Origin of the sequence: Laspinema olomoucense D3b (assembly GCF_025370785.1) — a bacterium.
Taxonomy (GTDB): Bacteria; Cyanobacteriota; Cyanobacteriia; order Cyanobacteriales; family Laspinemataceae; genus Laspinema; species Laspinema olomoucense.
Window position 1 is genome coordinate 153,270 of the sequence record NZ_JAMXFA010000003.1, and the last position, 11,891, is coordinate 165,160.

Genomic DNA, 11,891 nt, shown 5'->3' on the forward strand with positions numbered 1-11,891 from the left:
CCCGATTCAAGCAGTCAGGCTGCTTCTCGCACATACAACCGGCTAAATCGTTGCCCCTGAATCAGCCTCCCCTGAATTTCCACCTCGCGATCGTCTATCCAGGCTTGCTGGGGCTGGAATCCGTGGACATGAACTTGCACTTGAGTATAGGGGAACGGATAGCTTCCTTCTTCCTCCCATCTCACTTCTAGTCCTTGCTCATCTCGGACCATATAAAAGCGATCGCTTCGCCCTGAGTCATAGCCATCTCCCGCATCGCTGTAGATCCAGCCTTCTCCAGACCCTTGCACTGGGGGATAGAGGTGGAGCGTCAGACAATTTCCCTCCTCCATCGGCAGAATGCTCCCCGCTTTCACAAACACCGGAATTTGTTCTAGGGGAGTTTCCACCGTTACCGATCGCCCGCCCTGGAACTGCCGTTCTTGCCAGAAATCATACCAAGTTCCCTGGGGTAATCGCACTGAGCGCGATCGCATTCCCTTCTCGGCCACTGCCCAAACTAGCAGCGCATCCCCGAGTAAAAAGCCATCCTCAATGTCCCAGAGGTGCGAGTCCTGGGGGTCAGCCCAAAACAGCGGACGCACTAGAGGATATCCCTTCTGACTCGTTTCCTGGGCCAAAGTATAAAAATAAGGCATCAACCGATAGCGCAACTCTAAAAACGCTTTGACTATACTAAAGGTCGGTTCTCCATATACCCAAGGCGGACGCGCTTCTACATTATTGGAGGAATGGGTGCGGTAAAAGGGTAAAAAGGTTGCCATTTGGAACCAGCGCAAGTATAACTCTGGGGAGGGATTTCCCTGGAATCCGCCAATATCCGGACCACTGTAGGGAATTCCGGACAAGCCTAACCCGACTACTGTAGCGATGGTTTGATGGAGTGCACCCCAACTGGATTCGATATCCCCCGTCCAAGTCCAGGCATACCGTTGCAGTCCTGCCCAACCCGACCGCGACACGATAAACGGACGGCGATCGGGGTGATGATTGCACAAACTGTCATATCCGGCCTGAGCTTGCAGCAATCCATACAGATTGTGAGCTTCCCGATGATCTCCCCCCCGACCTTCCATAAAATGCTTAGTCGATCGCGGGGGTAAAGTGCCATCGCCCCAGGCCACAAAACAGGCCGGTTCATTCATATCATGCCAAAATCCGGTGACTCCCGCATCCAGTAAATAGCGATACTGGCGACTCCACCAGTGGCGCACCTTGGAGCTTGTAAAATCGGGAAAGACGGACCAACCGGGCCAAACCGGGGCCGAGACTAACGTCCCATCGGACCGGGTACAAAAGAGCCCAAGTGTCTGACCTTCCAGAAACAGATTACTTTTCCGGCTATACTTAATTCCCGGATTAAGAATGGCAATAAATCGCACCCCCTTGTCCAGCAAGTCTTCGGTAAATTTAGGGAGATTGGGAAAGCGCTGGGGGTCAATGGTGAAGGCGCGAAACCCTACCTGACAATCAATATCGAGGTGGATGGCGCTCAAGGGCAGATCCCGCGCTTGAAATTCATCCACGACATCCTGTATAACTTTTTCCGTGCGATATCCCCACCGGGATTGATGATATCCCAGCGCCCAACGCGGGGGTAAGGGGGAGAGGCCGGTTAGTTCTGTATAACGTTCCAATAACTGCGCGGGTGGACCCGAGGTCACGTAGTAACGCAGAGGACCGCCATCAAAATCAGCGGTAGCTACATCGGCAAAGGTAAAATGACCCTCATAAGAGTTTTCGTAGAAAATGAGGTAACTGCCTTTGTTGTGCAAGCCCATATAGAGGGGAATGGAAATATACATCGGGTCAGAACCGGGGGTATATTTTCCGGCAGCATCAAAGTTCCAGATCCGAAAGGTTTTGGGGTTGCCCTCTTTATCTTGAGCTTGGCGCAAATTCAGGGAGGAGGCACGTTCTCCTAACCCATAAATGCGTTCTTCCTGTTCCAGGGGGGCGCGATGAATCCACCCTTCCGGTTTGCGTTGCGGGGGTCGTTCTTGGCGGAAGAGAGTGCCTGCGTGATCGCGCCATTGTAGCGCTCCATCCCAGGCGACTACCATCTGTAACTCGCCACTGTCGAGGGTCCATCCGTCGCGGGTTTCCGCCAAAGTGGTTTCCACTTCGGGCCAATCCTGACGGGCGATCGCATAAGGAATCGGTTCGAGTCCCGGTTTCCAATCCACTCGCACTAAATCCCGGGTTAAGAAAGAAATGTGCAGTTCAACTTGTTCAAAATAGAAGGTTGCACCCCTTCCAGTTGATTCGGCATTCAGCAATTTTCCAGGACTATCAAAAGGTTCGACAGTACCCAGCTTGGGTTCTTCCCGTTCTACGCGATCGCGTTCCCAGGAGTAGAGGATAGCGGGAATGGTATATTTAAAGTAGAACAGACCAATGATATAATATCGGAATTTGAGATAAAGTTGTTTGAACAGTGTCATAAATTTGCCAGTAGTGACCAGGGCTTGCTTACACAGGGAGCAACAAGCGATCGCCCCGTGGATGGTTCTATCTTGGCAAGTGAAAGGGCGATCGCGATCAACCCTCAGAAGGATTTTGCAGCGAAGTGGCAAGGCGACCCCCTGAGTAATCGCCCCCTTTCTCTCCGGGACAGACCTCAAAAAATAGCCCCTATCTCCCGTTCAGAAGGGGAGGCAGAGGCTATTTTTGCTGATTCGGCAGTGATGTTCTAACCATTAAGGAATTACCGTCACTGTTGTGCCAATTTGCACTTGCTCATATAAGGCGATCGCATCGGCATCCAACATTCGGGCGCATCCCCAGGATTCTGCCCCTCCGATCGACTCAGGAGAGTCCGTCCCATGAAAGCCGATGGCATTATTACCGTCGGTCCAAAAGGCGATCCATCTCGGTCCTAACGGATTTTGAGGCACTCCTGCGGGAATCACTTCCCCAGTAAATGGACTTTCCCAGACGGGATCTTTGACCATTTGAAAAACTTGAAATGTCCCGAGAGGCGTTTCAGAACCGGGTTTACCCACAGCAACGGGATAAGAAGACTGCAAGACCCGATTGTGATACACATACACCCGGCGATCGGTCAAAGATAAGATGAGATGAGTCTGAGTCGCCGTAGGAGTCCGATAGACAATTTCGTGCGGATCTATCCTCTGTGGTTCAGGAACTCTAGGGGAATTGGCCAGCTCATTAAGAGTAGCGTGAGCGGGGGCATTACCTAAAGCTAGTATCAAAGCACCTAAGACAGAAATGTGACGGAGGAACATAGCAATCCCTAACTTTGAGTAGTAATTGCAGTTTACTGAGGCCACTGTTCCGCCTACGGATATCACTGTTCCACTATTGTGAGTGGATGTTTTGTGGTAGCGATCGCCAAACAAATACCCCAACAGGGAGAAGACAGTTACCCAACTGGTTCAATTTCTCCCGGGACACTTCAACAACTGTCTGAATCTCTCTGCTTAAACTCAAAAATAGTCCGGATAATCAGACTAGAAACCCGATGGACAAAACCACGATTATGAACGCACAACCCCAATCTCTCAATCCCCCTCAAATTTCTCCTCCCCAAACCGAATTAGAAAAAGCAGCCCAGGACGTCGGGCGGGCTTTAGTGGTGTACTTAGCCTGGAAATCCGCCGGTTTACTCGACCAGTAATCCCCCTGCTCTCGCCCACCACAGTAGCAGCTTGCGATACATCAAAACCAGACTGACCCATCTCCCTTTGTAGATTGGAGGAGTAATATTATTAATTATCCCTACAGTGCGGCGCGATCGCCAGTCTAAATCCTTCTGACCCTAACATTAATCATCCGTGGGAGCATCTTGCCACTGTACTGTAATATAGCAATTTTCCTATTCATGAGGTACGTTTATGCGAGCCCCCCTAGCCCCTCTTAATAAGGGGGGACCGTCCAAGTCCCCCTTATTAAGGGGGATTTAGGGGGATCATTGATGTACTTCACCAACAAAAGAAAGGCTATAAAGAGCAAGATGCTCCCACTCGTTTCTAGAAACCCAAACAAAAGCCCCCATCAAGGGGGGCTTTTTCAAGCTGGAAAGAGTTAAATATCAGTAAATCCAAAGAATTAACGCCCTGGGACTGCCCAGGTAAGAGAGTTTAAAGTTTAAAGGGTCCAGTTTGCTACCTGGAGGCGATGTTTCCGAAAACTGGCGCGGATGTGGCTGGAGTAGCTCAGTGCCCGCAGGAACTGTTCGGCCAATTCTTTGATTAACTTCGACAGGGGTCGAGATGTTGTCGTCGTTGGAGTGTCATTTTCCATGACTTGATCCTCTTTTTCTGGATAGGGGTTGGCAGAGTTGTCGAGTTCTAACCATCCTAGTTCTAGCTTACATCACCCTAGACCATTTATGACCAGAGAATAATTGATAACAACCTGAAAATGGGAAACCGGATAGGAGTTCAGCTCAACAGTTAGATTGTCCCCTTTTTTATTTAAGTAGCCGGTGATGATATGGGGTAGAAGGGGGTGATACTTTCGCCCATTATGGGCGATCGCAGTCACAGGTTCCAGGAGTTTAGGCAACCCGCATCAAGAGTACGAGTTCACTTTCTACCGTAGGCTGAGGCGGCGGTGAGGTTTCCAAAGGAACGGAATTGGACTCAGTAGATTTTTGGAAGAAGTAGGTAATAATTTCCATGATAGATGCGTTGTTTAGTTCGATGAATCAACTATGAGCTATCCGCGAAACTACTGACGATCGCTTGTGGCACTCTTTGAAGTGGTTTTTTGATCTTCCCGGTGCAACGGTTTCAATCCTCCCAACACCGTTAAAACAGTGGACAGTTGAAAAAGTGGCGATCGCACCCCAACTAGGATAAAATACTGAGTGTTACTGCCGCCTTTCCCCAATCCCTCATGGTTCTATCTGACCCCTCCACTGCTCATCCCGGGCCGGACCCAGCTCACGATCACGATTCCGGCGGGTTCCACACCCACCCCAGTCACGATCATGACTCCGACAGCCACTCCCATGTTCACGTTCACAGCGAAGAATCCTTGCGTCGCCTCGTGAATCGCCTCTCTCGCATTGAAGGCCATATCCGGGGCATTAAAACTATGGTTCAAGAAAGCCGTCCCTGTCCAGAAGTTCTCTTACAAGTGGCTGCCGTTCGGGGTGCACTCGATCGCGTCGCCCGAATTGTCCTAGACGAACACCTCACCGAATGCCTCGCCCGGGCAGCAAAAGAGGGCCATATCGAAGACGAAATCGAAGAACTCAAGGCGGCCCTCGATCGCTTTCTGCCCTAGCCCCCACCGAGCGTTAGTGTCGCTTTCCCGTCAAATTTACAGTAAAATCGTTTCAATCGAGCTACTCACTAACGCTAAAGCCAGCGCCCCGAAAATAGCAGTCGTGATCCCTTTCTCCAACCGAAAGCCGGGAACCACACGGGCCGCGATCGCAAAGATCACCACGTTCATCACAAACGCGAATAACCCAGACAATAAGCCCAAAGTCAGCACGTTGGGGATGAAAAATACGGCTTTGAGCAGGGGTAAAATTAGCACATTTAATCCACCCAAGGCAGCCGCCGCCATCAGCGCTTTTGGGGGACTATCAATCTGAATCCCCAAGGGCAATTGAGAAATCAACAGTAAGCTACTAAAGGTGACTAACCAAGCAATCAAAATATCTACGAGTTGCATTGTTATATTTTCCTTGTAAAGAGATGAAAGTAAACTTGTCACTCTCTTACCCTATCTCTTGCTCCTGTGCTTTCACCTCTGCATTAAGATATAAATCTACCTCTGCCAAAAGGTGATTATTCCGCCGGGACTAGGAACTGGAAAATCCCTAAATCCGTGGGATCATCTTGTTCCCTTGGTGTAGTCGGTCCCCAGATGCTCCCCCGGATCAATGGTCTGGGGGTCAGCCGGATGTAGACTGCTTTTATACTCCGTCTACATCCGGAGGTTTATTAGGCTTCAATCACCACCCGTAAGTTGCCACGTTTTTTGGTGACTCGGCAGGCGGTGGTGGTTCCGGACCGCTCAAATTCTAAATCCAGGAGGGTGGAACCGACGCGCAGATTCTGGATGCAGAGACTTTCGATCGCCTCCGGTAGGGCCGGGTCAATAATTCGCAGATAATTTCCCGGCGCATCAGGCACTAGATTCGCCATTGTATGAATAAACTGGAAAATACTGCCACTGGCCCAAGCTTGGGGAGAACAGGCGACGGGATACTGGACGGGTTCATTCCCCTCACTGCGATCGTACCCGCAGAACAGTTCGGGAGGCCGTTGATAGGGCTGGGTGATCGTCATATCGAGGATACTGTCGGTCACTTCCAGGGCTTGATCAATGTACCCTTGCGATCGCAATCCCAAAGCAATCAAGGCATTATCATGAGGCCACACCGACCCGGTATGATATCCCATAGGATTATACGCCGGAGATAAGCGACTAAGGGTGCGAATTCCCCACCCACTAAACAGATCCGGTGCAAGGAGTCGTTCCGCCACACTTTGGGCCTTTTCTGGGGTAAAAATGCCCAAGTTCAAACAGTGGCCGGGATTGGAGGAAATGCCATCGATCGGTTTGCCTTCTCCATCCAAGGCTAAGGCGCAAAAATCCAGGTCTGAGACCCAAAAATCCCGGTTGAATCGGGTTTTCAGGTTGCGGGCTTCTTCTTCCCAGCGTTCGGCCAAATCCAGGCGTTTTTTCAAGCGGGCGAGTTCGCTAAGACGCTGTTTGGCGGCATACACATAGCCTTGCACTTCACATAAGGCGATCGGGGGGTTGGCTAATTTGCCATCGCGATCGACGATGCAATCACTGGAGTCTTTCCAGCCTTGGTTCGCCAAACCGCGATTGGATTTACAGGCATAAGTGAGATAGCCGGTTGCTTCCATTTCGCGGTCAATCCAGTCCATAGCCGCGATCGCATTGGACCAGAGGCGATCAAGGGTATCGCGATCGTGAGTCCAAGCATAATATTCCGCATACAGCATCAACCACAGCGGTGTTGCATCGACAGTTCCGTAATAGGGTGTATGGGGAACTTCATTACATCGCGCCATTTCCCCTAAGCGGATTTCATGCAAAATCTTGCCCGGTTGTTCATCCCGCCACTCATCCCAGGTTTTACCTTGATATTCCGCCAAAATTTCCAGGGTCGATCGCGCGATTTCCGGGTCTAAAATCAGGGTTTGAGATGCAGCAATAATCGAGTCTCGTCCAAACAAGGTAGAAAACCAGGGAATTCCTGCCGATAGCGCTTTCCCTTTCCCCCAACTTTGCCTGAGCAAATATATATCTTGTTCGGCTTGCTCGATCGCCTCATTGATGGCTTTATTATTCGTGCGAATCCGCGTCGCGGAATTCCGCCATTCTTGCTCCTCCATCAAAATTGATGCTTTCGCCTGCATCAGGCTTCCTGGGGTATTTCCGGCAGTTGTAGGCCGGGTATCGGTGAGTAGTTGCAGGCGATACCCGAAGACTTGAGTTTCGTGAGAGTCTAACTCTAAGTTCCAAACGGCAGTATATCCGTCCAGATAATCCGGTTGGCGCTGGACAAAAGTGATGCGGGATTCCATCACCGACCCGTCAAGTCCTTTGTAGGCTAACATTAGTTCCTGGGGCGAGTTCATCCCCGAGGAAGTCCGCGATCGCCCGGGGATGTCCTCTTCTTTCATGAGTTCAGGACTCTCCCCGAATTCCCCTGAACCATTACCATTGTGCGAGCCATTTTCCGGTTGATCCAGTCGCAAAAGCTGGCCGCGTCCTTCCCGATTAAATCCTCGAATTTCAAACAAGTCTACAAAATCGGCCCCAAAACTGAGAGTGAGTTGAAATTTAACCGGCTGAGTGTTATAATTTGTTGCCTTGAGTTCTTCAAACAATCCGCCATTTAAGATAATATCTCGTTGGATGCCGATCGTCTCTGCCCGAATGCGATCGCCAATCCGGGGATTTGCACACAATACAGACATTGCGAATCCCTTACGAGCATTACTACTGAGCAGAATGGGGGCATGACCCTCGATTTGCAATTCTAACCGACTTAAAAAGCGGGTATCGTGACAAAATAAACCCATGCTGCCTTGACGTTCGTCCGTCAGCAAACCCGCGATATTGCCTATGGTATCGGTAATTAAAAATAGATCGTCATCTTTGAGAGTGAGGGTCGGTTGGGGATGTTCACTCACCACACTCGGCCACTGGGCGATCGCTGCTGCTTCGGCGGGAACGAATAATTTCCCTTCGATTTCTACGGTATCTGACATAATCCTCAGACTTGCGCGTACACATTAAAAAGGCAGCCGCAGAAATTTAGACTGAGCCAAATGTTTTACGACCGCCTTTTTTATTATAGCTTTCTATTTGAGGATGACCGAGGATGGGTTAGAAACCGGGTTTCTGAAAAAATCCGGGGTCATTCGCCATCACTCTAGTGCAGAAACCCTGTTGCTTGTCTTATATCTTTGGGTAGATATTGTACCCTTTACAACTTAGGCAACATTCAGACGACTGAAAACCTTCCCATTTTTGGTAAAGCGTTCCGCCAGGATTTGCTGATATACCGCTTCATAACCTTCCGTCATGCGGACTACGCTGAAGTGGGACAACACGCGATCGCGACAGTCATAACGGTTCAATGCTGCCGCTTTATCAATTGACGCGATGCACTCTTCCACCGTTCGGCACAAAAAGCCCGTTTTCCCGTGGGCGATCACTTCAGGGGTTGACCCCATTTCCATTGCAATGACTGGGGTTCCCGTTGCCATTGATTCAATCATCACCAAACCAAACGGTTCGCGCCAGGTAATTGGGAATAACGTTGCTACTGCGCCTCCCATTAACTCACATTTCTGAGCATGGTTCGCTTCCCCTAAATATTGGATCTGCTCGCCATCAATCTGGGGGGCAATTTCCCGCTCAAAAAACTCGCGATCGACCAGATCCACTTTCCCCGCCATCTTCAACTGCCAACCGGAACGCTTAGCAATCTCGATCGCCAAATGAGGACCTTTTTCCGGGGAGAGTCGGCCTAAGAACGCCAGGTAGGGGGGATTTTCCGGTTGCGATCGAAACTCATAAATGTTCGGATCAATGCCATTATAAACCGTGTCCACACAATTGAGTCCTAATCGAGGCTCTCTTTGTGAATGCGAAATGCTCACATAATGTTGATTCCGAGCATAAGTAAAGAGCTTTTCATTATCCGGAGTGAAAATCCCATGTAGCGTATGCACCGTCGGGGTTTTCACCAAATTAGCGTAGGGGAGTGCGCTTGCCCCCATGTGTGAGTGAATAATATCAAACTCATCGGCTCTTTCGTACACCTGACTCAGTTGCAGCATTTCATAAATGCCATACTCCTTGACACTCGGATCTGTGCGAATGGCTCTTGGATGTACGGATTCTAGTTGGGCTAAAGTCAGGGAATCGCCGCTGGCAAATAAAGTGACTTCATGTCCTCGGCGAACGAGTTCATCGGTGAGTAAACCCACGACCAATTCTATACCACCATAAGCCGGAGGGGGGACGCGTTCCCATAACGGTGCGACTTGGGCGATCCGCATATAAATCTCTCCTGTTTTAAAGAAAAAAAATTAATGTTCAAAAAAAGCTGATCAAGAAATTAAAATCAGCGTGGCTTATTCTTTAACAGCACTTTAAATAAAGTGCGATGAATTCGTCAATTGCCCATCAGTACGGAAAACCGCCCGATGACAAGTTCGGTAAGCTTGACTTATCGGAGTCATTCGGTTTAGCTTATCGATGATAAAAGCTCCGAAAAGTCCTCCGGCTTCTTCCCGTTCCTCATTGATCGGCTCGTTTCAATAACCGATAGAAGTTGGAGATTTCTTCGGTTCTCTTCCCTTGGGAATAGTCAGAGTCGGAGTCGCAGAATCCGTCAATGGAGTTCGGTTTTGCTCACTATAACTCTGGGGTTTAGCTTGCTATCTTAGGACTATAGAAACCGTAAAGATGGACTATCCAAGGGAAATAAAACCATGAACAATTTATCGAATCGCGGGCATTCCTTCTTTAGAAACGACTCAGAAGATGAAAATAGCCTCTGGGAATATATGCAAGAACTGCACCCCGAGACGATCGCTAAACTGTCGCAACCCTCCAGTGCAGCGGCTGAAATCATGGAACGTAACCTCAGAGGAATGTTAGGAGCTTTGCCTCCGGAACATTTCGGTGTCACCATCACCACCAGTCGGGAAAATCTGGGACGGATGTTAGCTTCGGCAATGATGAGTGGTTACTTTTTACATAATGCCGAACAGCGACAAGTGTTAGAACAGTCCCTCAAAGCTGGCGCGACTGGCTCATCCGAATCCTAAAGGCGGTAGGGCAGGCGGCGAACTTCATCCCGATGATTATTCCTTTCGTTTTTCCATCGGGTGTTCACGTCCCACAATATTTTCGATCGCTGCTACCGCCGCCGCCGAACCCGCTAAAATATCCCGTTCTTCTCCGCCGAGATAGAGGCGACCAAAACTGCCCACTGCTTGAACTTGTAAGATATTAATCAAGGCCGCTTTTTCCGCCTCATTTGCCGCTAAGGCAGCATAGGCAGCGGGTTCTACTTCCAAAACGTACAAGGTTTGACCCGCTAGGAGCATTTGTCCCCGGCGGTTGCGGTTGATCAGTTGAGTTTGATGGGGATCAACGTTGCGGATAATTTGACTCGACACAATGCGCGGTTTGAGGCGATCGCGTTCCTTCACCCCTAGGGCTTCCAAAATCGCTCCACCGGCGGCCCTCGTTTCCCCTTGCGAACTGGAATGAATTTCCAGTAATCCATACAATCTTTCTACAAATTGCACCCCAGGACGCACCGATGTCGATTTTAGCGCGATGTCGGTAATTCGGTTGATTTCAATGCCAGGAGAGATTTCAATCCACAGGGAGGCATCTCCAGGGAGGGGTAAGAACCCCAGGGCCACAGTCCCGATATAGGCGGCGTGTTGGGACTGCAAGTTGTCTAAAAATACATAACTTCGTAGTTCTATCCCCAAGGTTTAAGTCTCCTGTGTTCGGGCAAACAGCCCACTGTGCTGCAACCTTTGAGTGTATCTTATTTTCGGGAACCGTTGGCACACAGAGCAGGGGAAAACTAGCCCGAGAGGTCCATAACTCTTACAACGGGAAGCCCAGGCAGTACCTTGTCCCTCCCGGGAGGGGTGAATTGGAACTCATTGTGGATAGTTCAATACTGTAATTGCGATCGCTTAGAGGGAAAATTCTGGGGAAGTATTTTCCTGGACTACCGATCGCACTTCACTCGGAGAGAGGGCCACGAGTTTCTCGGTGGCGCGAACTTGGGTGGGTTGATTTTCCAGTTGTTGACGTTCTAGCAGTCCCCAATCCATCGCCATCTTCGTATAGCGCCGAGACGCCGCGCGATCGATTCCTAGGGACTCTGCCACTTCGTTCAAACTTAACCATTCCGGTTGATTGCGCAGTCGATGTAAATAGCGCGTGAGAATATCCTGATTGACTTTCATCTTGGGGTCACGATAAAAACTGCCTCGCGGATCTGCACCCTTCATAATAAAGCATCCGCAATCCTCAACTCAACCGGATCCACGCAATAATCCACCGCTTCGGGGATGAAAGTCCCTACCCCGGCGATCGGGGAGGGAATCAATAGAATCCCCTAATCAATATTGGCGATCGTGAATCCCATCTGGCATTGATAGCGTTCCGGTTGAGCCTCCGAGCATTTTGTCGCGACATAACCACAACTGAGTTGTCCCCCCCGCCACCGGGGTTGACCACTCGCATCCGCAAGTAAACAGCTTTGACAGACTTGCCGGGGAGCAAGCACTTGATTTTCCATTACAATAACCAGCATTCGACACCTCCTGGCGATCGCCGATGCCACTGCATCTATCTTAAGTCAACACTTTTGAAATCCCGGG

The 11,891-nt window shown here is 49.9% G+C and carries 14 protein-coding genes; 4 read left to right on the forward strand and 10 right to left on the reverse strand.

What is annotated here, in order from left to right; translation table 11 throughout:
* Positions 1-14: 14 nt before the first annotated feature.
* The gene (locus NG792_RS02985; protein WP_261234452.1) at positions 15-2,444 is read right to left on the reverse strand and encodes a glycoside hydrolase family 31 protein; all 2,430 of its coding nucleotides are present in this window, start codon (positions 2,442-2,444) and stop codon (positions 15-17) included.
* Between the two features lie 24 nt (positions 2,445-2,468).
* Here NG792_RS02985 and NG792_RS02990 point away from each other — a divergent pair, with 24 nt between their 5' ends.
* On the forward strand, positions 2,469-2,696 hold the full coding sequence (locus NG792_RS02990; protein ID WP_261201675.1) for a hypothetical protein: 228 nt from the start codon (positions 2,469-2,471) through the stop codon (positions 2,694-2,696).
* A 3-nt stretch (positions 2,697-2,699) separates the two neighbouring features.
* Here NG792_RS02990 and NG792_RS02995 read toward each other — a convergent pair whose 3' ends face one another.
* Positions 2,700-3,215 (reverse strand): L,D-transpeptidase, encoded by a 516-nt coding sequence (locus NG792_RS02995; RefSeq protein ID WP_261234453.1) that lies wholly within the window; start codon positions 3,213-3,215, stop codon positions 2,700-2,702.
* A gap of 269 nt (positions 3,216-3,484) precedes the next feature.
* Between NG792_RS02995 and NG792_RS03000 the strand changes: the two genes are divergently transcribed.
* Positions 3,485-3,640, forward strand: coding sequence for a hypothetical protein (locus NG792_RS03000; protein WP_261234454.1), 156 nt, complete (start codon positions 3,485-3,487; stop codon positions 3,638-3,640).
* Between the two features lie 470 nt (positions 3,641-4,110).
* On the opposite strand, the gene NG792_RS03005 is transcribed toward NG792_RS03000, so the two are convergent.
* Together NG792_RS03005 and NG792_RS03010 are read right to left on the reverse strand one after the other, a co-directional pair.
* Complete coding sequence (locus tag NG792_RS03005) at positions 4,111-4,266, reverse strand: hypothetical protein (protein WP_261201678.1); 156 nt, start codon at positions 4,264-4,266, stop codon at positions 4,111-4,113.
* A gap of 256 nt (positions 4,267-4,522) precedes the next feature.
* Complete coding sequence (locus NG792_RS03010) at positions 4,523-4,645, reverse strand: hypothetical protein (RefSeq protein ID WP_261234455.1); 123 nt, start codon at positions 4,643-4,645, stop codon at positions 4,523-4,525.
* 218 nt (positions 4,646-4,863) lie between these two features.
* On the opposite strand from NG792_RS03010, the gene NG792_RS03015 reads away from it, so the two are divergent.
* The gene (locus NG792_RS03015; RefSeq protein WP_261201680.1) at positions 4,864-5,256 is read left to right on the forward strand and encodes a metal-sensing transcriptional repressor; all 393 of its coding nucleotides are present in this window, start codon (positions 4,864-4,866) and stop codon (positions 5,254-5,256) included.
* A gap of 36 nt (positions 5,257-5,292) precedes the next feature.
* On the opposite strand, the gene NG792_RS03020 is transcribed toward NG792_RS03015, so the two are convergent.
* The 3 genes from NG792_RS03020 to NG792_RS03030 all read right to left on the reverse strand — a co-directional run bounded on the left by NG792_RS03020 (position 5,293) and on the right by NG792_RS03030 (position 9,533).
* Positions 5,293-5,652, reverse strand: coding sequence for a phage holin family protein (locus tag NG792_RS03020; RefSeq protein WP_261201681.1), 360 nt, complete (start codon positions 5,650-5,652; stop codon positions 5,293-5,295).
* Between the two features lie 272 nt (positions 5,653-5,924).
* Positions 5,925-8,234 (reverse strand): amylo-alpha-1,6-glucosidase, encoded by a 2,310-nt coding sequence (locus tag NG792_RS03025; RefSeq protein WP_261234456.1) that lies wholly within the window; start codon positions 8,232-8,234, stop codon positions 5,925-5,927.
* A 225-nt stretch (positions 8,235-8,459) separates the two neighbouring features.
* Entirely contained in the window at positions 8,460-9,533 is a 1,074-nt protein-coding gene (locus NG792_RS03030) for a glycosyltransferase family 4 protein (protein ID WP_261234457.1), read from the reverse strand.
* Positions 9,534-9,968: 435 nt separating this feature from the next.
* Here NG792_RS03030 and NG792_RS03035 point away from each other — a divergent pair, with 435 nt between their 5' ends.
* On the forward strand, positions 9,969-10,307 hold the full coding sequence (locus tag NG792_RS03035) for a DUF760 domain-containing protein (RefSeq protein ID WP_261234459.1): 339 nt from the start codon (positions 9,969-9,971) through the stop codon (positions 10,305-10,307).
* Positions 10,308-10,343: 36 nt separating this feature from the next.
* On the opposite strand, the gene ccmP is transcribed toward NG792_RS03035, so the two are convergent.
* The 3 genes from ccmP to NG792_RS03050 form a co-directional block, all read right to left on the reverse strand.
* The gene (gene ccmP / locus NG792_RS03040; protein WP_261204906.1) at positions 10,344-10,985 is read right to left on the reverse strand and encodes a beta-carboxysome protein CcmP; all 642 of its coding nucleotides are present in this window, start codon (positions 10,983-10,985) and stop codon (positions 10,344-10,346) included.
* A 213-nt stretch (positions 10,986-11,198) separates the two neighbouring features.
* The gene (locus tag NG792_RS03045; protein WP_261234460.1) at positions 11,199-11,519 is read right to left on the reverse strand and encodes a helix-turn-helix domain-containing protein; all 321 of its coding nucleotides are present in this window, start codon (positions 11,517-11,519) and stop codon (positions 11,199-11,201) included.
* Between the two features lie 107 nt (positions 11,520-11,626).
* On the reverse strand, positions 11,627-11,824 hold the full coding sequence (locus tag NG792_RS03050) for a hypothetical protein (RefSeq protein ID WP_261201687.1): 198 nt from the start codon (positions 11,822-11,824) through the stop codon (positions 11,627-11,629).
* Between the last annotated feature and the right edge of the window lie 67 nt (positions 11,825-11,891).